Source organism: Paludisphaera mucosa (genome assembly GCF_029589435.1).
Lineage (GTDB): Bacteria > Planctomycetota > Planctomycetia > Isosphaerales > Isosphaeraceae > Paludisphaera > Paludisphaera mucosa.
Genome location: NZ_JARRAG010000001.1, coordinates 808,632 through 833,032, shown reverse-complemented (window position 1 = coordinate 833,032; position 24,401 = coordinate 808,632). Strand labels below are relative to the sequence as shown.

Sequence of the window (24,401 nt, the reverse complement as noted above, 5' to 3'; positions counted from 1 at the left end):
TGCGGGTGGTGGATCCTCAGGAAAAGAGCAGCACCCAGAGCAGCACCGCGACGCTCAGGGCCGAAGCCGCCGCGTAGAACTGGATCAGGCCGTTTTGATACTTCGCCAAGACCTCGCGGGCCGCGATCCGGGGCAGCTTCGCCACCCCCGTCACGATGCCGTCCACGAGCCGGACGTCCAACACCCGCGAGGCCGCCGCCAGGAACTGCACGAGCTTCATGACGGTGGCGTGGTAGATCTCGTCGATGTAGAACTTGCCGAGCGACGCCCGGTACAGCGGCTGCACCGAGCCGGCGATCCGCGCCGGGACCGGGCTGGGCTCGGCGTACATCCGGTAGGCCAGGGCGATCCCCGCGACGGCCGCGATCGTGCTGATCAGGGCCGTCCCCCAGCTGAAGGCGTGGTGGCCTTCGGGGAGGCCCTCGAAGCCGAGCGTGTGCTCCAGGTGCCCCTCGAACCAGCCCGTCGGGCCGAAGGCCAGGCCGACCAGCACGGCGCAACCGGCCAGGATCAGCAGCGGGTAGGTCATGATCGGCGGCGACTCCTCGCCGACGTGGTGGCCGCCGTGCGCGTCGTCATGCGCGTGCTCGTCGTGGCCGTGGCCGTGCGCCGCTTGGGGGTCGACCGGCGGGGCCTCGGGGTCGTCGGCGCCGGGGAGCTTCTCGGGACCCCAGAAGGTCATGAAGAAGGCCCGGAAGGTGTAGAACGCGGTGAGGAAGGCCGTGAAGATCGCGACCCAGTAGATCACGTTGTAGACCCAGCCGTACTCGAAGTGGACCTCGTGGGCGGCGTGGGGGGCCGATTCGAGGGCGAGCAGGATCTCGTCCTTGCTCCAGAAGCCGGCCATCGGGAAGACGCCGGCCAGGGCCAGGCCGCCGACGGCGAACGTCCCACAGGTGTACGGCAGGCGATGCCGCAGGCCCCGGAAGCGCCTCATGTCGATCACGTCGCCCATCGCGTGCATCACGCTGCCGGACGCCAGGAAGAGCAAGGCCTTGAAGAAGGCGTGGGTGAACAGGTGGAACATCGCCGCGACCATCGCCAGCCGGGCCACCGAGCCCACGCCGGCGCCCAGCCCCATGAACATGTAGCCGAGCTGGCTGACCGTCGAGTAGGCCATGACCCGCTTGAGGTCGTTCTGGGTCAGGGCGATCAGCGCGGCCAGCAGGGCCGTCGTGCAGCCGATGATCGAGATCAGGAGCTGCACGCCGGGGGCCTGGGCGACCAGCGGCGTCGAGCGGGCGATCAGGTAGACGCCGGCGGTGACCATCGTCGCGGCGTGGATGAGGGCCGAGACGGGCGTCGGTCCTTCCATCGCGTCGGGCAGCCAGACGTAGAGCGGGATCTGCGCGCTCTTGGCGGTCGCGGCCCAGAAGAGGAGCAGCGGGATGCCGACCTTGGCGGCTTCCGAGAACCCATGCAGCGTCGACTCGGCCAGCACGTTCTGGTAGCTCAGGTCGTGGTTGGGGACGATCGACCAGAGCCAGAAGATGGCGACCGCGAAGCCGACGTCGCCGATCCGGTTGATCATGAACGCCTTCATCGCCGCGGCGGCGGCCGAGGGCCGCGTGTGCCAGAAACCGATGAGCAGGTAGCTGCAGACGCCCACGCCCTCCCAGAAGGCGTACGTGAGCAGGTAGTTGTTCGAGAGCACCAGCCCCGTCATCGAGAAGACGAACAGGCCGATCAGGGCGAAGAACCGGGGGTACGACGGGTCGCCGTTCATGTACCCCGAGGCGAAGACGATGACGAGCGTCGAGACGAACGTGACCATCGACAGCATCAGCGTCGTCAGGCCGTCGACCCGGAACTCGATCGGCACGACGAGCGAGCCGGCCGCGATCCACTTCGAGACCAGCACGGTCTTCTCGGCGTCGGCCGTGATCCAGGCCCCGAGCGAGACCAGGAAGGCCAACGCGACGCCGGCCGCCACCGGGAGCGCCGCGTTGACGCCCGCCCGCCGGCCGACGGCGGCCGCGATCAGGCCGCCCAGCAGCGGGAAGAACGGGATCAGCCAGACGTTCTGCACGAAGAAACCCACTGCGCCGCTCCTCTTTGGTCTCGTCTCGCTCGCCTCGTCATCGTCGATGGACGCACCGGCGTCCGTCCTCAGCGACGGCGCTCGGTCCAGGGCTGGATCGGGTGGGCCGGCTCGACGCCGGCGGGGGTCAGGTGGGGATACGTCTCGATCCCGTCGGCCGTCGACAGCGGGGCCGCCTCGGCCTCCTCGTCGGCCAGCTCGGTGCCGGCGACGCCGGCCTCGCGGACGTCCTGCCAGAGCGTGACGTCGAGCGACGAGCGGCGGTTGAACAGGACGACGACCAGGGCCATGGCGATCGAGGCCTCGCACGCCGCCACGGTCAGGATGACGATCGTGAAGACCTGGCCGCTCCAGTTGCCGTGGTAGCGCCCGAAGGCCACCAGCGACAGCGCCACGCCCTGCAGCATCATCTCGGCCGACAGGAACATGACGATCAGGTTGCGCCGGGCGATGAACCCCAACATCCCCAGCGCGAAGAGCGCCGCGCTCACGAGGAGGTAGTTGGTCAGGAGCTCGAGCGAGAACGGGTCGGTCATGGCTGGCTTCGTCCGTCGGGTTCCGGTGGAAGGGGCGGTTTTCAGGCGTCGGACTTGGAGGCCGGCAGCGCGGTCATCGGCCGCGGGTTGGCGATCACGACGGCGGCGATCAGGGCCGCGAACAGGATCGCCCCGGCCAGCTCGACCGCCAGCAGGTTGTCGGTGTAGAGGGCCTCGCCCAGCCCGGCGACGTTGGGCTTGGGCTTCATCGGGTCGCCGTCGACGAACAGCGACGAGGTCGGCCGCAGGGAGCGTTCGAGGGCGATGCGGGCCTGGGCCGGGCCGCCCTCGGGGTAGAACGACGCCAGCTCGCGGCCGCGCCGCAGGCGCTGGCGGGCCGAGACGACGGAGTCGGCGTCGGACGGCTCCGCGCCCGGCAGGGTGGCCAGGCAGTAGGCCAGCGACCAGAGCAGCAGGAAGCAGGTGAAGACGGCCCGGCCCGGCGACCGCGCGGCGCGGTCGTAGACGGCCTTGCCTTCCATCTGGGCGAGCATGATCACGAACAGGAAGGTGACGATGATCGCCCCGGCGTAGACGATGATCGAGCCCGCGGCCAGGAACTGGGCGTCGGCCAGCAGGAACAGCCCGGCGGTCGAGACCACGACGCCCGCGAACCAGAGGGCGCTGTAGACCGGGTTCCGGCTGGTCACCGTCATCACGCCCGCGCCGATCGCGCCGGCGGCGAAGATGTAGAAGAACGACCCGGCGACGAAGTCGGCCAGCGGCGAGAGGGCCGGCGGCGTGAGCAGCAGCAAAAAGCCGATCAGGCCCAGGCCGGCGAAGGTCCCGCCCAGGATGTAGAGGGTCCGCGGCTTGGCCTCGCCGCGGCGGTGCGGCAGCAGGAGGTACGTCCCCGTCGCGCCCAGCAGGATGCCGATCGTCGCCAGGATGAAGGAACCGTTCGTCATGAGACTTCGCCGCTTCGTAGGGGTGTCGGTCCGGGGTTCAGCTGACGGGCGAGTCGAGCGCCTGGGTGGGCGTCGGGCGGCCGGCCGGCGGGGGCGTGGTGAACTTCATCGGCTCGGCGTCGCGGGTCACGTCGAAGACGGAGAGCAGCTTGGCCTTGTCGAAGATCATCTCCTCGCGGCTCAGGCCGGTGAGGTCGTACAGCCCGGTCAGCTCGATGGCCTCGACCGGGCAGGCCTCCTCGCACATGCCGCAGTAGATGCAGCGCAGCTCGTCGATGACGAAGCTCTCGGGGTACTTCTCGCGGTCGGGCCAGCTCGGCGGGGCCGTGGCGCCGACGATGTCGATGCAGTGCGCCGGGCAGGCCGTGGCGCAAAGCATGCAGGCGACGCACTTAGGCCGCCCTTCCTCGTCCTTGTTGAGCCGGTGCACGCCGCGGTAGACCGGGCTGGGGACGTGCTGCTGCTCGGGGTACTGGACGGTGATCGCCTTGTCCTGGAAGGCGACCCCGAAGATGTGCTTGGCGGTTACCAGCAGGCCGGCGGCCACCTGGGGCAGGTAGAACCGGTCCCCCAGGGACATCGTCGGCGGCTCGATCTTCTTCAGCTTGGGGTCGTCGACTCGCACGTTCCAGGGCTCCTTGGGGCCGCCGCGGCGGGGGCCTTCGATTCGAATGGGGGCCGGCTCAGACCCAGTACGTCCGGACGAGCTGCACGATCCCGGCCGTCATCACGAGGTTGATCAGGGCCAGCGGGATCATCGACTTCCAGGCCAGGTCCATGAGCTGGTCGTAGCGGAACCGGGGGAGCGTCCAGCGGACCCACATGATGAACAGGATCACCAGGCCGACCTTGGAGGTGATGACGCCGACCTTCACGATCGCCCAGAGCAACCCCGACTGGTCGGGCGAGGTCACGAAGGGGACGTCCCAGCCGCCGAAGAACAGGATCACGGTGATGAAGCTGACCGTGATCACGTGCAGATATTCGCCGAGGAAAAACATGCCGAACTTCATCGCCGAGTATTCGGTGTGGAACCCGCCGACCAGCTCCTGCTCGGACTCGGGCAGGTCGAACGGCAGCCGGTTGGTCTCGGCGAACGCGCTCGTGAAGAACAGGATGAACCCCAGGGGTTGGACGAGAATCCCCCAGACGTGGCGGCTCTGCCAGGCCATGATCCGGTTCATGTCGAGCGAGCCGGCGATCAGCACCATGCCCAGGATCGACAGGCCGAGAGGGATCTCGTAGCTGATGAGCTGGGCGCTCGACCGCAGGCCGCCGATGAACGCGTATTTGTTGTTCGACGCCCACCCCGCCAGGATCACGCCGTAGACCGCCAGGCTGCCGACGGCCAGCACATACAGGATGCCGATGTCGACGTTGGGGGCGATCTGGAAGTCGATGATCTGGTTCGGCCCGACCGGCCCGAACGGCACGACGGCGAAGCCGATCATGGCCGTGGCGATGGCGATCCAGGGGGCCAGGATGTAGAGCGGCTTGGTCACGTACTTGGGGACGACGTCCTCCTTGAGGAGCATCTTGGCGCCGTCGGCCAGCGGCTGGATGAGCGCGAAGGGCACGCCGATCTCGCGGCCGCAGCGGTTGGGACCGATGCGGTCCTGGGCGTAGGCGGCGATCTTGCGCTCGACGAGGATCAGGTACGCGACCGCCCCCTGCGTCACGCCGACGACCACCAGCATCTTGATGAGGATCCCGATCAGCACCCAGATCGTCATGAACTCGTCCTCGCCCCCTCGTCGCCGAACTTCCGAATCGATCACGTCGTCGCCGCGCCGACTACTCAGCGGGTCTTGGCCGCGCCCATCGCCGTGTACCAGGCGTCGACGAACGGCGGCGGGCCGTCCTCGGCCGGGGCCGCGGCGTCCAGCGACGCGCCGTACTCCGGCAGGACGCCCCCCTTCGCCGCGGCGAAGGCCGGGGCCGCCGCCGCCAGCTCGGCCAGGACCTCGCTCGAACGCGCCGGGCCGGGGCGGTCGAGCAGGATCGCGAACAGGTCGAGGTCCGGCAGCGCGCCGTCGCGGGGCGGCAGCGACGCTTCAGCGTACTGGATCCGGCCGTCGGCGTTGACGTACGACCCGGCTTTTTCGGCATACGTCCCGCCGGCCAGCACGACGTCGGCCTTGTGGGCCAGGGCGCTCAGCCGCGAATCCTGGAGGACGATGAAGCCGACCTTGGCCCGGACGGCCGCGGCGGTCGCCTCGTCGATCCAGTCCTGGGGCGAGCCCGACGCCGCGTAGAGGGCGCCGATCTCGCCGGCCTCGATTTTCTTGAGCAGCTCGTCGTACTCGACCACCGAGCCCTGGACGTGCTCCAAAACGGCCCGGACGCCGCGGGCGTTGGGCGCCTTCTCGGCGTGGATCGTGAACGGCCGGGGGTTGAGGAACGTGGTGTCGCCCGAGCGCCCGCTCGACTTGTCGGGGGCGAAGGTCCGGTCCTGGCCGCGCGTGGGGACGGGCCCGACGGCCAGCACGGAGGCCGGCGTCAGGTCCTTCAGGTATCGGGCCATCAAATACGCTTCCTCGACCGTCAGGAACGGCGAGAGGACGCCGGCGACGGCCTTGCCCTCGACGACCGCTTGCTTGAAGCCGCGGGCGACGACCTTGAGCGCCTCGGCGATCGGCGCGGCGACGTGGTCGTCCCCCTTCAGGACGTACATGGCCCCGAGCAGGTCGTCGGGCGCCGCGCCGTTCTTGTAGCCGTAGCGGCCTTCGTCGCAGATCCAGTAGTCGTTGACGTGGGGGTTGTTGCGGGGCTTGACCCGCCAGACCTTCCCCTTGTTCTCCTCGACGCTGACGTTGCAGCCGGTCGAGCAGAGCGTGCAGACGGATTCGTGCTTGGTCAGGAACCAGACGCGCTGCTTGTGGAGGAAATCCTTGTCGAGCAGGGCGCCGACGGGGCAGACGTCGACGACGTTGCCGGCGAGCGGGTTGGCGTCGAGGGTGACGCCGGGGAAGGTGGCGATCTCGGCGTGGTTGCCGCGGCGGGTGACCTGCAGCTCGGCCGTCTGCGTGATCTCGCGGGTGAACCGGACGCAGCGGGTGCACATGATGCACCGGTCCTGGTTCAGCTGGATCAGGTCGGAGACGTCCTTCCTGGGGTTGACGATCCGCTCCTCGACGAAGCGGTGGGTCGACTGGCCGTGGCTGTAGCTGTAGTCCTGCAGGCCGCACTCGCCGGCCTGGTCGCAGACCGGGCAGTCGAGCGGGTGGTTGATCAGGAGCAGCTCCATGATCATCCGCTGGTGCTCGCGGACCTTGGGGCTGTCGGTGACGAGGACCGTCCCGTCCTTGGCCGGCGTCTGGCAGCCGGGGACGAGCTTGGGCATCATCTTCACTTCGCCCGTCTTGGGATCCTTGGCGCCGACCTCGACCTCGCACATCCGGCAGTTGGCCACGACCGAGAGCGCAGGGTGCCAGCAGTAGTAGGGGATCTCGACCCCGACCCGCTTCGCCATCTGGATGGCGTTGAGCTTCTCCCCCTCGGGGATCGGGTATTCGGCGCCGTTGATGAGGATCGTGGCCATCGTGCGTTCCGGTCCAGGGGGACTTGTAAGGGGAAAGCTCGTCGCGGTCCGGCGGGCTGGGCTGCTCGGCTCAGGCGGAAGGCCGCCCCGGGGAGTGGAGGGCGGCGGCCGGCGGGGCCGCGGCGGCGATCGCGGGCGCGAGCTGGACGAGGTCGACCCGGCGGCCGGCGGCGATGTCGAGCTGGAGCGGCGTGGGCCCGGCGCCCGGCGTCTGGTGGGTCCGGATGTACTCCTCCAGCTCGGGGCGGAACTTGGCCAGGGCGTTCTTGATCGGCCAGGCGGCGCCGTCGGCGAGGCCGCAGATGGTCGTGCCCGGGATGATCCCCAGGTTGTTCGCCAGGTGGAGCATGACGTCGAGGTCTTCGACCCGGCCGCCGCCGTTCTTGATGCGGTGGATCGTCTTGTTCATCCAGCCGGTCCCCTCGCGGCAGGGGGTGCACTGGCCGCAGCTCTCGTGGGCGAAGAAGCGGGCCGTGTTGACCAGGTAGTCGATGATCGGCGTGTGGTCGTCGATCACGGTCACGGCGGCCGTCCCCAGGCCCAGGCAGCCGGGCTTGCGGAGGCTCTCGAAGTCGAGCGGGGTGTCCAGCTCGTCGGCCGAGAGCAGGCCCATGCTGATGCCGCCGGGGACCGCCGCCTTGGCCTTGCGGCCCTTCCAGACGCCGCCGGCGTGCTCGTCGATCAGCTCGCGGCAGGTGACGCCCAGGGGCAGCTCGACGCAGACCTGCTTCTCGACGTGGCCCGAGACCGTGTACAGCTTGGGGCCGTAGCTCTTGGGCGTGCCGATCGACTTGAACCAGGCCGCCCCGCGCTCGACGATGTGCGGCACGCAGCAGAGGGTCTCGACGTTGTTGACGACCGTCGGCTTGCGGAAGGCGCCCTCGATGGCCGGGAACGGCGGCTTGATCCGGGGCCAGCCCCGCTTGCCTTCCAGGCTCTCGATCAGGCCCGTCTCCTCGCCGCAGATGTAGGCCCCCGCCCCGCGGTGGACCCAGACGTCGAGGTTGAAGCCGGTGCCGTAGATGTTCTTCCCGAGGTGCCCCGCGGCGCGGGCCTCGGCGATCGCCTCTTCGAGGATCTTGGCGCCCTTGATGTACTCGAACCGCAGGTAGGCGTAGGCCGTCGAGGCCCGGGTGGCGAAGCAGGAGATCAGGATCCCCTCCAGGAACATGTGGGGGTCCAGTTCCAGGAGGTAGCGGTTGTTGAACGTCGCCGGCTCGCTCTCGTCGCCGTTGACGCACATCAGCGTCTCTTTGCGGTCCTTCGGCAGGAAGGTCCACTTCAGGCCGCAGGGGAAGCCCGCGCCGCCGCGGCCCCGCAGCTCGGAGTCCTTGACGAGGTTGACGACGGCGTCGGGGTCCATCGTCGTCAACGCCTTGCGCGCGGCCTGATATCCCCCGCGCGACTCGTAGACCTTGAGCGTGTGGGCGTCGGGGACGTTCCAGTTGCGGCTGAGGACGGGGTCGAACTTGGCCACGGGCTTGGGGTCTCCAGAAACGTCGGCGATCGGTGCGAAGGGCCGGGGGGCGTCGGCGTCGAAATCAGACCCGCGGCGGGTCGTCCTTGCGGCCGAGCTTCAGCTCGTCGAGCATGGCGTCGACGCCCGCCTCGTCCAGGGGGCCGTACACCCGGCCGTCGTCGGCCAGGGCCGCCGGCGCGTGGTCGCAGATCCCCAGGCACTCGGCGAACTCGACGGTGATCTTGCCGTCGGGGGTGGTCTCGCCGGGGTGGATCCCCAGGCGGTGGCAGGCGTGCTCCAGCAGCTCGTCGCCGCCCCGGAGCATGCACGAGATCGAGCGGCAGACCCAGACCCGGACGTCGCCCAGCGGGGCCTGGGGGAAGAAGCCGTAGAAGCTCATCGTGTCGTGGACTTCGGCCGGCGTGATCTCCAAGATCTCGGCGATCTCGGCCATCGCCTGGAAGGGGACGCAGCGCAGGTGCTCGTGGACCAGGTGCAGCGCCGGCAGCGTCACGGCCCGCTTGCTCGGGTAGCGCGGGAAGAGGGAACGGATCTTCTCCTTCAGCGGCTCCGTGAGGATCGCGATCCGTTGCGGCTGCGGTAGCGGCGGTCGGGACGGTGCTTCGGCTGGCATCGGGCGGTGTTCCTCGCGATCAGCGGTCGAGCTCGGCGGCGATGATGCTCAGGCTCCCCAGGACGGCCACGACGTCGGCGAGCATGTGGTTCTTGATGATGTGCGGGAAGACCGAGAAGTGGATGAACGACGGCGGCCGGGTGCGGACCCGCCAGGCGAACTCCGTCCCGTCGGCCACCAGGTAATACCCCAGCTCGCCGTTCGGGCCCTCGACGGCCGCGTAGATCTCCTCGACGGGAGTCTCGAAGCCGCGGTTGGGCATGACCAGCTCGAAGTGCTGGATCAGGCCCTCCATGCTGTTGTAGGTCGTCGCCTTGTCGGGAAGGTTCAGCTTCTCGGCGATCGGCAGGTTGACCGGCCCCGTGGGGAGCTTGGCCATGGCCTGCTGGATGATGCTCACGCTCTGCCGCATCTCCTCCATGCGGACCATGAACCGGGCCCAGCAGTCGCCCTCCTCGCAGTACGGGACCTCGAAATCGAAGTCGGGGTAGGCGAGGTAGGGGGCGTCCTTGCGGAGGTCGTAGTGGACGCCGCTGCCGCGGGCGACCGGCCCGGCGCACGAGTAGGCGATGGCGTCGGCCTTGCTCAGGTAGCCCACGCCCCGCATCCGGTCCAGGAAGATCCGGTTGCGGAAGAGGAGCTTGCTCATGTCCCCGAAGACCTGGGGGAACGAGTGCAGGACCTTGCGGATCTTATCGAGCACGCGGTCGTTGAAGTCGTAGAGCAGGCCGCCGACCCGGGTGTAGCCGGGGTGGAAGCGGTAGCCCGACATCTCCTCGTAGACGTCGTAGATCTGCTCGCGGAGGTTGAACGCGTAGAGGAAGGCCGTGAACGCCCCCAGGTCGAGGGCCGCGGCCCCCGTGCAGAGGAGGTGGTCGGAGATCCGCGCCAGCTCGCCGATGATCACCCGGATGTACTGGCAGCGGGGGGTCAGCTCCAGGCCCATCAGCTTCTCGACCGCGTGGTGCCAGGCCACCTCGTTCATCGGCGGGCTGATGTAGTTCTTGCGGTCGACGATCGTGACGTACTGGTTGTAGTTCAGGTGCTCGCCGAGCTTCTCGAAGCCCGAGTGCAGGTAGCCGATGTGGGGCGTGGCCTTGACGATCCGCTCGCCGTCCAGCTCCAGGATCAGCCGCAGCGTCGTGTGCGTGGCGGGGTGCTGGGGGCCGAAGTTGAGGGTCCAGGTGGCCTGCTTGGCCTCGGAATCCAGTTCGGGCTCGTCGAGCAGGGGGGCCGGCATGACGTCTCTCTCGGGCCTCGCTTGGGGAAACGGTCGGCGCTGGGTCGCGAGTCGCGGGTCAGGACTCTTCGCGGGTCAGCTTGGGGAAGTTGTGGCGCTCGCCCCGGCCGCGGAGGGGGTAGTCCTTGCGGAGCGGGAAGGCGGTGAACTCGTCGGGCATGAGGATGCGGCGGAGGTCGGGATGGCCCTCGAACCGGATGCCGTACATGTCGAAGACCTCGCGCTCCATCCAGTCCGCGCCGGGCCAGAGGGAATAGACCGAGGGCAGCGTGGGGTCGGGGTCGTCGACGCCCGCCTTGACCACGATCTTGCCCGAGGTGTCGAGGTTCCGCAGGACGTAGTGGACCTCGAAACGGGTCCCGGAACGGCCCGGGTACTTCAGGTAGTCGGCCCCGCCCAGCTCGGCCAGGTAGACGCAGCCGCACCGGGTCTTGAGGGCCGTGAGGACCTCGATCAGCCGCTCGGGCGTCACATGGATCCGGATGTTGTCGCGGAAGCGGGCGACGGTGAAGGCGCCGTCGCCGAGGCTCGCGGTCAGGGCCGAAAGGATCGCGGCGTCGGCGGCGACGTCGGCGGAGGGCGTGGCGGCGGTGCTCATCGGGTCTCCTCGAGGCCGAGCTGCGCCGGGCCGCCGGGTAGGCGGTAGCCGAAGCGGTCCTCGTCGCCGCGCTCGTCGGCGATGCCGGCGCCGGGGGCGGCCTCGCGCTGGGCCAGGATGTACTTCTCGCGGGCCCGCAGCTCGGCGAGCCCCTCGTTGCCGAAGGTCGTGCCGCCCCGCTGGACCTTGGCCTGCAGGTCCATCACGGCCCGCAGGATCTGCTCGGGCCGGGGCGGGCAGCCGGGGATGTAGACGTCCACCGGGATGAACCGGTCGACCCCCTGCACCACCGCGTACGTGTCGAAGATGCCGCCGGTGCTGGCGCACGCGCCCATGCTGATGCACCACTTGGGCTCGGGCATCTGCAGCCAGATCCGCTGGAGGACCGGCATCATCTTCATGGCCACGCGGCCGGCGACGATCATCAGGTCGCACTGCCGGGGGCTGAACCGCATGACCTCGGCCCCGAACCGGGCCAGGTCGAAGCGGCTGGCGCCGACGGCCATCAGCTCGATGCCGCAGCAGGCGGTGGCGAAGGGCATCGGCCAGAGGCTGTGCTTGCGGCACCAGCTCACGACCGAGTCCATCGTCGTCATGAAGACGTTGTCCGGGATCTCCGGCTCGTCGCCGGGCGTCACGATCAGGTCCGAGGCCGGCCGGCCCATGTTCAGCGCCATTCGAAGACCCCCTTCTTCCAGGCGTAGGCGAAGGCCGCCGTCAGGATCGCCACGAACACCATGATTTCCCAGAAGACCATCGCCCGGAAGATCGGCGGGATGCCGGCGAGCAGCGGCGACCCGCCGGTCGCGGCCGCGAGCGCCGGGTCGGCGCTCCACTGGCTCACGGCCCACGGGTACAGGTACAGCAGCTCGACGTCGAACAGCAGGAAGGCGATCGCGACCAGGTAGAAGCGGACGTCGAACCGCTGGCGGGCGTCGCCGATCGGGTCCATGCCCGACTCGTACGGCATCTGCTTGACCTGCGTCCGCTTGCGAGGCCCCAGCAAGGCGCTCAGCACCAGCATGCTCAGCCCGGTGCCGACGGCGATCGCCAGGAACAGGAAGATCGGCGTGAAGTCGGTGCTCATCGTCTCGGCTGGGACCCCCGCGATGGATCGGTCGGGCCGGCGACCTTGTGAAGGGTTTCACAAAGTCCGTCCCGAAAAAAGACGCGATCCGCGTGCCGGGCGAAGTCCCGATCGGGAGGTCGCCGAGATCGCACCGGGACGAGGTCGAACCGACTGGAGGAGGTGTTCGACGGGATTCGTTCGGGTGCGATGCACGCAAGACGCGTCCTGGCGTCGGTCCAATTGTAAGGTCCGTTTCGCCACCGTCAACGCTCTAGAGATTTCCGAGCGTTAATGGCCCGGGCCCTCGGCGGGTCCGGGTCGTCGTCCGGGTCCCGGGATCAGGGGAGGGCCGGCGGCGGCGGGGTCGCGCGGCCGTCGGAGCGACGGGCGCGATCGAGGACGTCCGAGGGGGTCGGCGCGGCTGCGGGGGCCGCGGGGACTCCGGCGGGCCGGGAAGGCCTCCGCGTGCGCGTCGGCGAGAGCGAAGCCCGCGGTTCGTCGTCGCCGGGGGGCGGGGGCGTGGTGCCCGCCCGCCGCGTCGGCCGCTCGTCGAGGCCCGGCGCCTTGGGGATGCCGTCCGAGCCCCTCGGCTTGCGGGCGTTCCGGGCGTTGGGGCTCTCGGACAGCTCGCGGGAGGCCCGGCCCTGCGCCTGGGTGTATTCCTTGAACAGCGTTGCACGTTTGCGGGGGTCGCGCTCGCGGAGGTAGCGGAAGTAGATGTCGCTGACCTCGCCGCGCTGGGCGTCGAAGCGGGCGTCGGCCTTGACGTTGGGGCGATAGAGGCGGTTGTACTCGCGGTCGTACGCGCGGTTCGCCCGGTCGTAGCGGTTGCCGGGGTCGGTCCGATCGTCGCCGCCGTCCATCGCGCTCTGGAACTGGTTGGCGTTGCGGACTCCCGCGCGATTGAGGGTCGGGTTGCCGACGCCGTCGAGCGCGCCCGGCGCGACGCCGAAGACGTAGGCGTCGTATTGCGAGTTGTAGGGCCGGAACGGGTCGGGCCCGAACCCCTGGGCCCGGGCGTCGCCGGCGAGGGCCGCGAGGCCGAGCAAGGCGGCCGCCGCGGCCCAGGTTCCGGGGCGGAGGCCGACCATTTCGCGCAGTCGTGTCGAGATCATGACAGGCCTCACCACCGTACGGGTCGCCGGGGAAGGGCGGATCGCAACGACGCACATTCCATTGTACGTCGCCTCGGACCTCGCGAGAAGGCTTCGGACGCGGCGACGCGGCGGCGGCCCCGGATCCGGCCGGCCCGCCGAGATCATCGGCCGGCGGCGACCGTCGAAGTGAACGACGTCCGGGAGAACGCGTGGAGGCCGTGGCGATCGGGCCGGTCGCGACGATCGGCGGGCGTCAGACGATCAGCAGGAGGTTGTCGCGGTGGACGATCTCGTCGTAGATCGACGACCCCAGCAGCAGGCGGGCTTCCAGGGTGTGTCGGCCGCGGACGGCCCGGGCGTCGGCCGCGCCGTAGTTGGAGAGGCCGCGGGCGAACTCGCGGCCCTCGGGGTCGACGACGGCGACCACGTCCCCCTTCTCGAAGTCGCCGACGACGTCGACGATCCCGATCGCCAGCAGGCTCTTCATTCCCGTCTCCAGCGCCTTCCGGGCGCCGGCGTCGACGACGAGGCGGCCTTTCGGCCGTGCCGCCAGGCCGATCCAGCGTTTGCGGGCGGAGTGGCTGTTGCCGTGGGCCAGAAAGAGGGTCCCCACCTCCTCGCCGGCGAGGATCCGGGTCAGGGGCTCGGGACGCGTCCCCGAGGCGATGACGACCGAGCCGCCCGCCTGGGTGACGAGTCGGGCCGAGGTCAGCTTGCTCTGCATGCCGCCGGTCCCCAGGGCGCTGCGGCCGCCGCAGGCCAGGCCCATCACCTCGTCGTCGATCTGGGGGACGCACGAGACGACCTCGGCCGGTCCGGGCTGGGCCGGGTCGGTCAGGTAGAGGCCGTCGACGACGCTGAGGATGACCAGGAGCGGGGCCTGGATCAGGTTGGCGACCATGGCGGCCAGGCGGTCGTTGTCGCCGAACTTGATCTCGTCGACGCTGATGGTGTCGTTCTCGTTGATGATCGGCACGGCGTCCCACTCGAACAGCGCGTGGAGCGTGTTGCGCATGTTGAGGTAGCGGGCGCGGCCGTCGAAGTCCTCGTGGGTCAGCAGGAGCTGGGCGGCGTTGCGGCCGCGGCGGCGCATCCCTTCGTCGTAGCAGCGCATCAGGTACGACTGGCCGACGGCGGCGGCGGCCTGGAGCTGGCGGAGGTTGTCGGGCCTCCCCTTGAGGCCGAGCCGGCCGATCCCGGCGCCGACGGCGCCCGAACTGACCAGGGCGACCTTGCGGCCGGTGTCGACGATCTTGCAGATCTGCTCGGCGAGGTGGTCGATCCGGTCCAGGTCGAGCCGGCCGTCGCGGCCGGCCAGGACGCTCGTGCCCACCTTGACGACCCACGTGTGCGCCGAGAGGACCACCTCGTCGCGCACCAGGTCGCGCGACGCGGCCGGCGGCGGCCCTCCGGCGTCGGCGACGATGCGCGTGGTCCAGGGCCGGGCGCGGCGCCCGGCGTCGGTCTTGATTTCCAAGGGAGGGCTCACATTCCGCACCCGCGGCGTGCGTCGCCGGCCCGGGACCGCGGCTTCGATCGACGGGCTGGGAGGAGTCGTCCGTTTCCCCTCGTCGTGCCGCCGGAATTCCCGCCGGCCCGATCCGTGAAGGTTGTAGGAAGCCGCCGACCCCATTATAATCAAGGGACGGCGACGGCCTAGTCGAATACATCGGACCTAGGCCCTTCAGTTGAGTTCCGTCTCACCACGACACCACTCTAAGTCGCCGGTCCCTTCCTACAGGCCCGGACACAGGGAAACCCACCTCCATGGGCGAGCTTCACCATGAGTGCGGCGTTGCGGCGGTGTTTCATGCTCCCGGGGCGGCCGTCTCGCCGATGTGCCCGATCCCCGGAGACGTCAACAGCGTAGCCCGGCTCGTGCCGAGGATGCTCCTGGACATGCAGAATCGGGGCCAGCTCGCCGCCGGCATGGCCAGCTACCGCCCCGACCGCAACGCCCTGATCAAGGTCCACAAGGAGCTGGGGACCGTGGCCGAGGCCTTCCGCCTCAACCACAAGTCCGAGTTCGAAGCCATCCTGTCCGGAGTCGACGGCCCGGTCGCCATCGGCCACGTCCGCTACGCCACCTGCGGCGGCGACGACCGTTACAACGCCCAGCCGTTCGAGCGCGACCACGGCCGCCGGACGAAGTGGTTCGCCTTCGCCTTCAACGGCCAGCTGGCGAACTACAAGACGCTCAAGGAGGAGCTGCTCTCGAAGGGGGACTACCACCTCAAGCGGGACACCGACACCGAGATCATCATGCACGCCCTGGCCTACGAGCTGCAGAACGAGGACGTCGACCCCGACTGGGTCGGCATCTTCCGCCGGCTCTCGGAGTGGTTCGACGGGGCGTACAACATCGTGCTGATCACGGCCCACGGCGAGTTGGTCGTCGCCCGCGACCCGCTCGGCTTCCGGCCCCTCTGCATCGCCGAGAGCGGCCCGCTGTTCGCCGTCGCCAGCGAGAGCGTCCCGCTCGCCAACCTGGGCTTCCAGAAGATCCACTCGCTGGAGCCCGGCACGATCGCCGTCGCCAACGCCGAGGGCGTCCGGATCGAGCGCTACGCCCCGTCGCCCAAGCAGTCGCACTGCTTCTTCGAGTGGATCTACTTCGCCAACGTCGCCAGCACGCTCGACGATCGCTCGGTCTACCTCAGCCGCGCCGGGCTGGGCAAGGAGCTGGCCCGGCTGGAGACGGTCCCCCGCGACGAGGGGACGATCGTCGTCCCGGTCCCCGACACCGCCAAGGCCGCCGCGGACGCCATGGCCTTCGCCCTGGGCGTCCCCTCGGTCGAGGGCCTGATGCGCAACCGCTACGTCGGCCGGACCTTCATCGAGGGGACCGCCGACCGCGCCGCCAAGGCCCGGCTCAAGTACACCCCCCTGCCCGAGGTCATGGCCGGCAAGCGGGTGCTGCTCGTCGAGGACAGCATCGTCCGCTCGACCACGATGCGGGCCCTCGTCCGCGAGATCCGCGACCGCGGCCGCGCCCGCGAGATCCACCTCCGCGTGGCCTGCCCGCCGATCATCGCGCCGTGCTATTACGGCATCGACATGTCCACCCGCGACGAGCTGTTCGCCACCCGCTTCGCCGAGTACGACGGCGACCGCCTGATCGTCACCGAGGAGGCGCAGGACCTGATGGCCAAGGAGCTGGGCGCCGACAGCCTCCGCTACCTCCCCGTCGATTCCATCGCCCGCTCCATCAGCCTCGGCCCCGACCGCCTCTGCCGGGCCTGCATCACCGGCGACTACCCGACCGAGGCCGGCCGCGATCTCTACCAGATCGAGTGCCACCCCGACACCGCCGCCGCCAGCGCCCGCAAGCGGGCCTACGAGACGGCCGTCGCCACCTCCTGAACACGCAGACGACCCGAATAACCGAAGGGCCGCCTCCATCCTCTCGCGGATGGAGGCGGCCCTTCGTCGTCACGCCTCGAAAGGCCGACTCACGCGATGAGGGTCTCGGCCACCCGACGATAGCTCGAACGATGGACCGGCCGGCCCTCGATGCGGTACTTGCGCTCGAAGTTCGTCAGGTAGTCGTGGTCGCTCTCGGGTTCTCCGAGCGGGGGGACGTCGATCTCGACGAACCGGATGTCGACGGCCATCAGCTCGCGGATCACGCCGTGGTATTCCTCGACGTCGGTCGCGACGTGCAGCTCGCCTTCCGGCTCCAGGGCCCGGGCGATCGAGCCGACGAGCGTCTCGTTGAACACCCGGCGCTTCTTGTGCCGTTTCTTCCACCAGGGGTCGGGGAAGTAGACGTGGACCTCGCGGAGGCTCGCCGCGACGACCCGGCGCGCCATCAGGTGGCCGGCGTCGCCGGGCCAGAGCCGGACGTTCGTCAGGCCGGCCTTCACGGCCCGCTCGGCGGCCAATCGGGCGTATTTCCGGGCGATCTCGATCCCGAAGAAGCCCAAGCCCGGCCGCTTCGCCGCGGCGTTGGCCAGGAAGAGGCCCTTCCCCGAGCCGATCTCGACCACGACCGGACGGTCGTCGCCGAACAGTTCGGCCCATCGCAGGGGATCGTCGCCGGGGCGGGCCGCCGGATCCAGCAGGACGGAGGAGACGTCGAGATCGGCGCGAGGGCGTGTCATGGGGCGGGGTCTTCGGGGGCTGGCCGGGGCGAGGGGCGGGGTCAGCTGGTCGGTTCGAGCTGCGAGAGGTTGACGCCGATCATCCGGCCGTGGAAGACCATGTTGCCGTCGACGAAGCCCTGGACGTCGAAGATGGTCTGACGTCGATGCAGCCGGGTCGCCTTGCCGATCAGGAGCAGGCGGTCGCCGGGCCGCACCTGGCCGCGGAAACGGACGTCCTCCATCCCGCCGAAGCCGACGAAGCCTTCCTGGATGAGTTCGGTCTGCACGCAGTAACAGCTCGCCAGTTGGGCGGCGGCCTCGCACATCAAAATGCCGGGCAGCAGGGGGTAGCCGGGCATGTGGCCGCGGACCCAGAACTCGTCGGAATGCACGTCTTTATAACCGACGATCAGCTTATGCGCGGGGTCGATGGACACGATCGCCGTGAGCTGCTCCATCTCGAAACGCTGGGGATTCACGTGGCGGATCTGATCCAGGTCGAGGAGCACTTTCGAGGTGTCGATCGTGGCAGGGTCGACCAGGGGCGCGGGAGGCATGCGCGGCAGTCCTTTCTCTCTGACTCATACGCGAGGCGGCGGCGACCCCGGGGCGCGGCGGGCGTCCCGTGCGGGCTCGCCGGGCTCGTCGGCCGTCGCCGGGCGCCTCGCAGGCCCCTCCAGCCCCCTTCGGCGTCGTCAGCGAGGAGCGCAGCGATGGCCCGGAGGCGTTTCGCTGCTATCATGACTCGCGAGGGACGGTTCGACAAGAGGTATCACCGGCCCCCCGAGACGCCTCGCGGGGCTCGGCCGGGGCCAGGGCGAAGGGCGGCGGACGTGGCCGAGCGCGTGCTGGGGACGATGATCGTCTACGGCTTCCCGAGGGCCCCCCTCGACGCCGAGCTGGACCTTGCCGATTGGATCGGCGCGGAGGTCCTGGAGATCCTCCCGCTCTGGCGGGACGAGCCCGATCCCCTGCCCTTGCGACGCCGGGTCGCCGACCGCGGCCTGGCGATCCACAGCGCCCACGGCTGCTGGGGCGGCGAATCCATCCGGGCCCCCCGCGTCGACCTGGGCTCGACCGATCCCGCGTCGCACGAGGCCTCGGTCGACGACCTCCGGCGCTGCGTCGACTGGCTGGAGGCGGCCGGCGGCCGGACGCTCGTGGTCCACCCCGGCGGCCTCTCCGACCCCGACGACCGCGAGGCCCGCCGCGACGCCCTGGCCCGCGGCCTGCTCACGCTCGCCGACCACGCCGAAGGCGCGGGGATCGTCGTCGCGGTCGAGAACATGCCGCCGGGCGTCCACCCCGGCAGCCGCATGGGCGACCTCGCCGACCTGATCCGCGAGCTGGACCGGCCCGAGCTTCGGCTGACGCTCGACGTCGCCCACGCCCACATCTCGGCCGAGGCCGCGGCCGAGACGCTCGCCGCCGGCGGCCTGCTGGCGACCACCCACGTCCACGACAACGACGGCCGCCACGACCACCACCTGCCCCCGGGCCACGGGACCATCGACTGGCCTTCGTGGATCGCCGCGCTCGACGCGATCGACTACCGCGGGCCGATCGTCCTCGAATGCATCAGGCGGATCCGCGACGACCGCTCGCTCTACCGGCCTGAGGTCCTCGCCCCGTTCGTCCGCCCGCGACCCCGGTAAGCTGGGGCGGTCGTGCGGGTCCTGAGCGAGAGACGTCCAAACCCGAGCGGCGTGCGTCCGATGTCGGACGAGCCGGCGGGGCGGTCGGGCCGATACAGACCTCGCAGGAATGCGCGAGGCGGCCGTCCCGGGGACCGGGCCGCGCCTCGGCCCGGGGGTTCTTCCGAAGGGAGTCGGATCATGACGCCGAAGCTCAACCGTCGCCAGGCGATGGAGACCGCGGCCGCCGCGGCGGGGGCGGTCGCCGTCGCGGTCCAGACGCCCGACGCCGAGGCGGGCGGTCGCGTCGAGTTGGGCCGCTACGCCCATCGCGACGGCGTCCGGGGCCGGATGACCGGCGCGCAGGCCGCCGCGGCCGCCATCCGCTGCGAAGGGACCCCCTGCGTCTTCGGGATCCCCGGCGCCCAGAACAACGAGCTGTGGGACGCCTTCAAGGCGTACGAAGTCCCCTACATGCTCGTCGCCCACGAGTTCTCCGCCAGCATCATGGCCGACGCCTCCGCCCGCGCCACGGGCCGGCCCGGCGTCTTCTCGGTCGTCCCCGGGCCGGGGCTCACCAACTGCCTGACGGGGCTCGGCGAGGCCCTCTACGACGGCATCCCCGTCGTGGCGGTCGTCACCGACATCGACCGCTCGGCGAACGCCCCCGTCGGCCAGGTCCACGGGCTGATGAACGAGGCCCTGCTTCGCCCCGTCGTGAAGGCCCTGTTCGTGGTCCGCCACCAGGCCGAGATCCCCGGCACCCTCTTCCACGCCTTCCGCCTGGCGCAGGCGGGCGAGCCGGGGCCGGTGGGCGTGGTGATCCCTTACCCGTTCTTCGCGGACGTCTGGGATTACGACCAGGCCCCGCCGCCGCCGATGCCCGTCCCTTTCGACGAGACGGCCTATCAGCGGGTCGTCTGCCATTTGCAGGACAAGCGGAAGCGGATCGGCATCTACGCCGGCCTGGGCTGCGTCGAGGCCGGGCCGGCGCTGACGGCCGTTGCCGAGATGCTGCAGGCCCCGGTGGCGACGTCCGTCAGCGGCAAGGGCGTGATCGCCGACGCCCACCCCTTGGCCGTCGGCTGGGGCTACGGCAAGCAAGGCACCCGCGCGGCCGAGAAGGCGTTCAAGGACGTCGACGTCGTGCTCGCCGTCGGCGTGCGGTACAGCGAGGTCTCGACGGCCAACTACGCGATCCCCGACATCGAGGTCGTCCACGTCGACGTGAATCCCAACAACATGGGGAAGAACGTCCCGACGAGCCACAGCCTGGTCTCGGACTCCCGCGTCTTCCTCGACCGCCTTCTCGGCGACGCCGCGACGCTCCGCCGGCCGGCCGACCCCGGGCTCTGGTCGCGGATCGACCGGCACCGACAGGTCGACCGCTGCATCGCCCGCACCCAGCAGGTCACGCAATGCGTCGACCCCATGTTCTTCCTGAGCCAGCTCCGCTGCTCGCTGGGGCCCGAGGAGCTGATCTTCGTCGACGTGACCGCGTCGACGCACTGGGCCTCCGAGACGATCGAGGTCCAGGGGACGCGGCGCTACTTCACGCCCAGCGACAACCAGAGCATGGGCTGGGCGATCCCGGCCGCGATCGGCGCCCAGCGCGTCCGGCCCGACCGGCGGGTCGTCTGCGTGACGGGCGACGGCTGCTTCCTGATGTCGGCGATGGAAATGTCCACGGCCGCCCGGCTGGGCCTGCCGGTGAAGTTCTTCGTCTTCGACGACGGCGCGTATCACTACATGCAGATGCTGCAGGAACCGGTCTTCCGCCGCACCACGGCGACCGAGATCGCGCGGGTCGATTACGCGGCATTCGCGGCCGGCCTGGGGGTGGGATACAATCAGATCGCCTCCAACGCCGACGTCGTCCCCGGCCTCCAGCGCTCGTTCGGCCTGGCCGGGCCGATCCTGACGCACGTGATCGTCAGCTACGACGGCCGAGAGATCCGCTGGCTCAACGCCCTGCGCACCAAGTACATCGGCGACCTCTCGAACCGCGAGAAGATCCGCCTGGCCGCCCGCGTCGGGGTCCGGGCCGTGACGCCCCGCGACGACAGCGACTGACGATCGCCCCGCGGCGGACGGTTGACCTTCCGCGATGGCGGGCTTCCTCGTAAGATCCGGCCGGTCGGGCCCCGGGACGAACGGATTTCGTCGCCGCCCGGCCCAGGGAGACGCGTGCTCCGTGAACATGGACGTCTGCAACGAAACGACGACCGAGGCCGCGGCGAGCTTCCCCGCGCCGCCGTCCGTACGCCCGTCCGAGGTCTGGCGCCGCCGCCTGGAGGGCGACCGGGTCGAGCTGATCCGCTTCTGGCCGGTCGTCCAGAACATGGTCGTGCAGGAGCTTCGCGTCCGCTATCAGCGCTCGTTCATGGGCTTCCTCTGGACGCTGATCAACCCGCTCCTGATGATGCTCGTCCTGTCGGTGGTCTTCTCGCAGTTGATGCGGATCCCGACCGAGAACGGCAGCTACACGCTGTTCCTGCTGGCGGGGATGGTCCCCTGGACCTTCATGGCCGGGGCGATCACCGAGTCGGCCGTCTGCATCATCCAGAACGAGCCGTTGATCCGGAAGATCTACGTCCCCAAGCTGGTCTTCCCGCTGGTCCGGGTGCTGATCAACCTGGTGACGGGGGTGCTCTCGCTGGCGGCGCTCTTCATCCTGCTGGTGCCCCTGGGGGCGCGGCCGTCGACGGCGATGCTCTTCCTGCCGGCGGCGATCGGCCTGTTCTTCGCGTTCACGCTCGGCCTGAGCCTGCTCGTCGCCTGCGCCAACACGTTCTTCCGCGACTGCGGGCACCTGGTCGGGGTGTTCATCCAGGCCTGGTACTTCGCCACCCCGATCATCTACCCGGTCACGCAGTTCGAGGAGCCGCAGCGGTGGCGGTTCTGGCTCAACCCCGCCTTCTATTTCATCGAGATATTCCATAACGTCCTGTGCGACGGGCGCTGGCCGCAGCTCAGCATCGTGCTGATCGCCGCCGCGCTGGCGACCGCCAGTCTGGGGATCGGTTATGCCACGTTCAAGTCCAACGAAGACAAGATGGTTTTCCGACTCTGAGGGCCGGAGCCGCGGTGTTCGGAAGGACCGGGCGAAGGGCGTCGACCCCCTGATCGAGCTGCGCGGCGTCTCGCTCCGGTTCGTCAACTATTCCGACAAGATGTACACGCTCAAGCGGGCGGTCCTGGAGCTGGTCCTCCGCCGCGACCGCCCGGTGCCCAACTCCGAGTTCTGGGCCCTGCGCGACATCGACCTGCGGATCCGCCACGGCGAGCGGATCGGCATCGTCGGCTCCAACGGCGCGGGCAAGAGCACCCTGCTGCGGCTGCTGGCGAAGATCTACCCGCCTTCCACCGGGACCGTCGAGGTCCGCGGCATGGTCGCCCCCCTGATCGAGATGGGCGCGGGGTTCAACCCCGAGCTGTCGGGGTTCGACAACATCCTGCTCAACGGGGCCATGCTGGGATTCACGCGAAAGCAGATGCTTGCGAAGGTCGACGGCATCCACGAGTTCACCGGGCTCCGCGACTTCGCCGACCTGCCGCTGAAATACTATTCCAGCGGCATGTTCGCGCGGCTGGCGTTCGGCGTGGCCACCGAGATCGACCCCGAGATCCTGCTCGTCGACGAGTCGCTGGGCGTGGGCGACGCCGCCTTCCGCGAGAAGGCGAAGGAGCGGATCCGCGGGCTGATGGACCGCTCGCACGCCGTGATCCTGGTCTCGCACGAGCTGGGATCGCTCCGCGAGCTCTGCGACCGCGGCCTCTGGATGCACAAGGGCCGCCTCGTGGCCGACGGCCCCATCGACGAGATCCTCGGCGCGTACATCGAATCGACCGCGACGCCGGTTCCCGAGCCCGAGCCGGCGGCCGAGCCCGCCGAGGTCAGCGGCTGAGCGAGATCGACTGCCGGAACCGCCCCATCGCGAACGCGAAGAACCCGGCCCCGATCAGGGCCACGACCAGGAAATTGGGCCAGACCGCGCCGAAGCCGGCCCCCCGGTAGATGATCGCCTGCGAGAAGCTGACGAAGTGCCGCGACGGCAGGAAGAAGGTCAGCTTCTGCAGGAACGCGGGCTGGCTCTCGACGGGCGTCTGGCCGCCCGAGAGGAGCTGGAGCACGATCAGGATCAGGATGATCAGAAGCGCGAACTGCGCCATCGTCCGCGCGATCGTCCCTAGGAAGACCCCCAGGGCCGTGGCGAAGAACAGGTAGAGCACGACGCCGGCCATGAACAGCCAGGGCGAGCCCGCGATCGGCACCTGCAAGATCCAGCTCACCATCACCGTCAGCGACGCCCCCACGGCGCACAGGATGACCAGGGCGTTCGACCAGACCTTGGCGACGGCGATCTCGAACGCCGTCAGCGGCATCACCAATAGGTGCTCGATCGTGCCGTGCTCGCGCTCGCGGATCAGCGCGGCGCCGGTCAGCACGGTCGTCAGCAGGGTCACCTGGTTGATCATGGCGACGATGCTGTTGAACCACGACGTCTCGCCGTTGGGGTTGAACTCCTTCCGCGTGACCAGCCGCGCGGGGTACTGGAAGGTCGCGTCGGAACGGGAGAGGAACTCGCTCACCTGGTCGGTGACGATGTTCTGGATGTACGAGGCCCCGATGCTCGCCTGGAGCATGGCGGTGGCGTCGATGATCACCGACACCTCGGCCTCCCGGCCGGCGCGGAGGTTCAGCTCGTAGCGCGGCGGGATCTCGACCACGAACATCAGCCGCCCCGAGTCGAGCGCCTCGTCCACCTCGTCGGCCTTCAGCTCGACGGGCGCCTTGAAGCGCGGCGGGTAGAACGCCTGGATCAGCTTCTTCGAGAGCGTCGAATTATCCTCGTCGACGAAGCCGATCGACGCGTTGTAGACCTCCGACGAGGTCCCCTTCGCCTGCGTGTAGATCGCCAGCGTGAACGCATAGGCGACGAAGATCACGAGGACCTTATCGCTGCGCAAGCTGCGCAGCTCCTTCATGCCGAGCCAGAAGATGTTGCCGAGCGATTCCATGATGCCGCCTTCGGGAGGTTCAGACCGGGCGTTCTCGTGGCCTAGCCGTCGAGCCAGCGATCCCAGAGCGGGTGCGTGACGTCGACCTGCCGCGCCTGCACGCGAGCCGCGAGGGCCGACCGGATTCGCGTCAGCCAGCGGCCGACGAAGGGTTGCGACGAGCTTAGGGTGGACTTGCCGGACGCCGCCTTCTTCGCGGCGACCTCCTGCGGCCAGGCCGGGGACGGCTCGACGGGCCAGGCCTCCGGGATCCGATGACGACGCGTCGGCCGGCCGAGCAGGCCCAGCCGCCGCGCCTTGCGCTCGGCCTCCACCCGGCGTCGGAAGTCGTGGTAGGCGATCGCGAGCGGCTCGTCGGGCCGCATCCCGCCGTCGGCCTCGCGCAGCCGCGCGATGAGATCGAGGGCGAACGCCCGGGGCTCGCCACCGCCGGTCGCCTCGGAAGCCGGGAGGGTCTCCAACAGGCCGGATTCGAGGGTCCGCTTCAGCCAGGAACGCATCGGGCCGCGGCCCATCCGGCGGTCGTCGGTCGGCATC

Annotated in this window: 23 protein-coding genes; 5 read left to right on the top strand and 18 right to left on the bottom strand. The window is 69.7% G+C overall.

What is annotated here, in order from left to right; genetic code table 11:
* Positions 1-16: 16 nt before the first annotated feature.
* The 14 genes from nuoL to proB all read right to left on the bottom strand — a co-directional run bounded on the left by nuoL (position 17) and on the right by proB (position 14,600).
* Complete coding sequence (gene nuoL / locus PZE19_RS03375; RefSeq protein ID WP_277859182.1) at positions 17-2,041, bottom strand: NADH-quinone oxidoreductase subunit L; 2,025 nt, start codon at positions 2,039-2,041, stop codon at positions 17-19.
* A 68-nt stretch (positions 2,042-2,109) separates the two neighbouring features.
* Complete coding sequence (gene nuoK / locus PZE19_RS03370; RefSeq protein ID WP_277859181.1) at positions 2,110-2,577, bottom strand: NADH-quinone oxidoreductase subunit NuoK; 468 nt, start codon at positions 2,575-2,577, stop codon at positions 2,110-2,112.
* Positions 2,578-2,618: 41 nt separating this feature from the next.
* Positions 2,619-3,485, bottom strand: a complete 867-nt coding sequence (locus PZE19_RS03365; protein ID WP_277859180.1) for an NADH-quinone oxidoreductase subunit J family protein — start codon at positions 3,483-3,485, stop codon at positions 2,619-2,621.
* 37 nt (positions 3,486-3,522) lie between these two features.
* Positions 3,523-4,110: a NuoI/complex I 23 kDa subunit family protein gene (locus tag PZE19_RS03360; protein WP_277859179.1), complete on the bottom strand. Its 588-nt coding sequence runs from the start codon at positions 4,108-4,110 to the stop codon at positions 3,523-3,525.
* 58 nt (positions 4,111-4,168) lie between these two features.
* Positions 4,169-5,218 (bottom strand): NADH-quinone oxidoreductase subunit NuoH, encoded by a 1,050-nt coding sequence (gene nuoH / locus PZE19_RS03355; protein WP_277859178.1) that lies wholly within the window; start codon positions 5,216-5,218, stop codon positions 4,169-4,171.
* 65 nt (positions 5,219-5,283) lie between these two features.
* Positions 5,284-7,026: an NADH-quinone oxidoreductase subunit G gene (locus PZE19_RS03350; RefSeq protein WP_277859177.1), complete on the bottom strand. Its 1,743-nt coding sequence runs from the start codon at positions 7,024-7,026 to the stop codon at positions 5,284-5,286.
* A gap of 70 nt (positions 7,027-7,096) precedes the next feature.
* Complete coding sequence (gene nuoF, locus PZE19_RS03345) at positions 7,097-8,503, bottom strand: NADH-quinone oxidoreductase subunit NuoF (RefSeq protein WP_277859176.1); 1,407 nt, start codon at positions 8,501-8,503, stop codon at positions 7,097-7,099.
* A 64-nt stretch (positions 8,504-8,567) separates the two neighbouring features.
* Entirely contained in the window at positions 8,568-9,119 is a 552-nt protein-coding gene (locus tag PZE19_RS03340; RefSeq protein WP_277859175.1) for an NADH-quinone oxidoreductase subunit NuoE family protein, read from the bottom strand.
* Between the two features lie 19 nt (positions 9,120-9,138).
* Positions 9,139-10,359 (bottom strand): NADH dehydrogenase (quinone) subunit D, encoded by a 1,221-nt coding sequence (gene nuoD, locus PZE19_RS03335; protein WP_277859174.1) that lies wholly within the window; start codon positions 10,357-10,359, stop codon positions 9,139-9,141.
* A 58-nt stretch (positions 10,360-10,417) separates the two neighbouring features.
* A complete protein-coding gene (locus PZE19_RS03330; RefSeq protein WP_277859173.1) occupies positions 10,418-10,957 on the bottom strand; it encodes an NADH-quinone oxidoreductase subunit C in 540 nt (179 codons plus the stop codon).
* The gene (locus PZE19_RS03325; RefSeq protein WP_438269967.1) at positions 10,954-11,553 is read right to left on the bottom strand and encodes an NADH-quinone oxidoreductase subunit B; all 600 of its coding nucleotides are present in this window, start codon (positions 11,551-11,553) and stop codon (positions 10,954-10,956) included. The genes PZE19_RS03330 and PZE19_RS03325 overlap by 4 nt, the downstream gene beginning before the upstream one ends.
* Positions 11,554-11,624: 71 nt before the next feature.
* Positions 11,625-12,044: an NADH-quinone oxidoreductase subunit A gene (locus tag PZE19_RS03320; protein ID WP_277859172.1), complete on the bottom strand. Its 420-nt coding sequence runs from the start codon at positions 12,042-12,044 to the stop codon at positions 11,625-11,627.
* A 320-nt stretch (positions 12,045-12,364) separates the two neighbouring features.
* Positions 12,365-13,141: a hypothetical protein gene (locus PZE19_RS03315; RefSeq protein WP_277859171.1), complete on the bottom strand. Its 777-nt coding sequence runs from the start codon at positions 13,139-13,141 to the stop codon at positions 12,365-12,367.
* A 235-nt stretch (positions 13,142-13,376) separates the two neighbouring features.
* Positions 13,377-14,600 (bottom strand): glutamate 5-kinase, encoded by a 1,224-nt coding sequence (proB, locus tag PZE19_RS03310; protein WP_277859170.1) that lies wholly within the window; start codon positions 14,598-14,600, stop codon positions 13,377-13,379.
* Between the two features lie 290 nt (positions 14,601-14,890).
* Here proB and PZE19_RS03305 point away from each other — a divergent pair, with 290 nt between their 5' ends.
* Entirely contained in the window at positions 14,891-16,486 is a 1,596-nt protein-coding gene (locus PZE19_RS03305) for an amidophosphoribosyltransferase (protein WP_277859169.1), read from the top strand.
* 89 nt (positions 16,487-16,575) lie between these two features.
* On the opposite strand, the gene trmB is transcribed toward PZE19_RS03305, so the two are convergent.
* Together trmB and PZE19_RS03295 are read right to left on the bottom strand one after the other, a co-directional pair.
* On the bottom strand, positions 16,576-17,226 hold the full coding sequence (gene trmB / locus PZE19_RS03300; protein ID WP_277859168.1) for a tRNA (guanosine(46)-N7)-methyltransferase TrmB: 651 nt from the start codon (positions 17,224-17,226) through the stop codon (positions 16,576-16,578).
* Positions 17,227-17,267: 41 nt separating this feature from the next.
* Complete coding sequence (locus PZE19_RS03295) at positions 17,268-17,765, bottom strand: 3-hydroxyacyl-ACP dehydratase FabZ family protein (protein ID WP_277859167.1); 498 nt, start codon at positions 17,763-17,765, stop codon at positions 17,268-17,270.
* Positions 17,766-18,041: 276 nt separating this feature from the next.
* Here PZE19_RS03295 and PZE19_RS03290 point away from each other — a divergent pair, with 276 nt between their 5' ends.
* The 4 genes from PZE19_RS03290 (at position 18,042) to PZE19_RS03275 (ending at position 22,750) form a co-directional block, all read left to right on the top strand.
* On the top strand, positions 18,042-18,863 hold the full coding sequence (locus tag PZE19_RS03290; RefSeq protein WP_277859166.1) for a sugar phosphate isomerase/epimerase family protein: 822 nt from the start codon (positions 18,042-18,044) through the stop codon (positions 18,861-18,863).
* Between the two features lie 180 nt (positions 18,864-19,043).
* Positions 19,044-20,915 (top strand): thiamine pyrophosphate-binding protein, encoded by a 1,872-nt coding sequence (locus PZE19_RS03285; protein ID WP_277859165.1) that lies wholly within the window; start codon positions 19,044-19,046, stop codon positions 20,913-20,915.
* A gap of 127 nt (positions 20,916-21,042) precedes the next feature.
* Positions 21,043-21,915 (top strand): ABC transporter permease, encoded by an 873-nt coding sequence (locus tag PZE19_RS03280; protein ID WP_277860340.1) that lies wholly within the window; start codon positions 21,043-21,045, stop codon positions 21,913-21,915.
* Entirely contained in the window at positions 21,869-22,750 is an 882-nt protein-coding gene (locus tag PZE19_RS03275) for an ABC transporter ATP-binding protein (RefSeq protein ID WP_277859164.1), read from the top strand. Before PZE19_RS03280 ends, PZE19_RS03275 begins: the two co-directional genes overlap by 47 nt.
* On the opposite strand, the gene PZE19_RS03270 is transcribed toward PZE19_RS03275, so the two are convergent.
* The gene (locus PZE19_RS03270; protein ID WP_277859163.1) at positions 22,740-23,864 is read right to left on the bottom strand and encodes an ABC transporter permease; all 1,125 of its coding nucleotides are present in this window, start codon (positions 23,862-23,864) and stop codon (positions 22,740-22,742) included. The two genes, PZE19_RS03275 and PZE19_RS03270, sit on opposite strands and share 11 nt — an antisense overlap.
* 41 nt (positions 23,865-23,905) lie before the next feature.
* Entirely contained in the window at positions 23,906-24,400 is a 495-nt protein-coding gene (locus PZE19_RS03265; protein ID WP_277859162.1) for a hypothetical protein, read from the bottom strand.
* Position 24,401 lies beyond the last annotated feature (1 nt).

Bases quoted from the DNA above. Each gene is read 5' to 3' on its own strand.
- nuoK (WP_277859181.1), bottom strand. From the start codon at position 2,577: ATGACCGACCCGTTCTCGCTCGAGCTCCTGACCAACTACCTCCTCGTG.
- PZE19_RS03305 (WP_277859169.1), top strand. From the start codon at position 14,891: ATGGGCGAGCTTCACCATGAGTGCGGCGTTGCGGCGGTGTTTCATGCT.
- PZE19_RS03350 (WP_277859177.1), bottom strand. From the start codon at position 7,026: ATGGCCACGATCCTCATCAACGGCGCCGAATACCCGATCCCCGAGGGG.
- PZE19_RS03285 (WP_277859165.1), top strand. From the start codon at position 19,044: ATGACGCCGAAGCTCAACCGTCGCCAGGCGATGGAGACCGCGGCCGCC.
- PZE19_RS03275 (WP_277859164.1), top strand. From the start codon at position 21,869: ATGCCACGTTCAAGTCCAACGAAGACAAGATGGTTTTCCGACTCTGAG.
- PZE19_RS03280 (WP_277860340.1), top strand. From the start codon at position 21,043: ATGGACGTCTGCAACGAAACGACGACCGAGGCCGCGGCGAGCTTCCCC.
- trmB (WP_277859168.1), bottom strand. From the start codon at position 17,226: ATGACACGCCCTCGCGCCGATCTCGACGTCTCCTCCGTCCTGCTGGAT.
- nuoD (WP_277859174.1), bottom strand. From the start codon at position 10,359: ATGCCGGCCCCCCTGCTCGACGAGCCCGAACTGGATTCCGAGGCCAAG.
- nuoH (WP_277859178.1), bottom strand. From the start codon at position 5,218: ATGACGATCTGGGTGCTGATCGGGATCCTCATCAAGATGCTGGTGGTC.
- PZE19_RS03295 (WP_277859167.1), bottom strand. From the start codon at position 17,765: ATGCCTCCCGCGCCCCTGGTCGACCCTGCCACGATCGACACCTCGAAA.
- PZE19_RS03270 (WP_277859163.1), bottom strand. From the start codon at position 23,864: ATGGAATCGCTCGGCAACATCTTCTGGCTCGGCATGAAGGAGCTGCGC.
- PZE19_RS03330 (WP_277859173.1), bottom strand. From the start codon at position 10,957: ATGAGCACCGCCGCCACGCCCTCCGCCGACGTCGCCGCCGACGCCGCG.
- PZE19_RS03315 (WP_277859171.1), bottom strand. From the start codon at position 13,141: ATGATCTCGACACGACTGCGCGAAATGGTCGGCCTCCGCCCCGGAACC.
- PZE19_RS03340 (WP_277859175.1), bottom strand. From the start codon at position 9,119: ATGCCAGCCGAAGCACCGTCCCGACCGCCGCTACCGCAGCCGCAACGG.
- PZE19_RS03265 (WP_277859162.1), bottom strand. From the start codon at position 24,400: ATGCCGACCGACGACCGCCGGATGGGCCGCGGCCCGATGCGTTCCTGG.
- PZE19_RS03320 (WP_277859172.1), bottom strand. From the start codon at position 12,044: ATGAGCACCGACTTCACGCCGATCTTCCTGTTCCTGGCGATCGCCGTC.
- PZE19_RS03325 (WP_438269967.1), bottom strand. From the start codon at position 11,553: ATGACGACGATGGACTCGGTCGTGAGCTGGTGCCGCAAGCACAGCCTC.
- PZE19_RS03365 (WP_277859180.1), bottom strand. From the start codon at position 3,485: ATGACGAACGGTTCCTTCATCCTGGCGACGATCGGCATCCTGCTGGGC.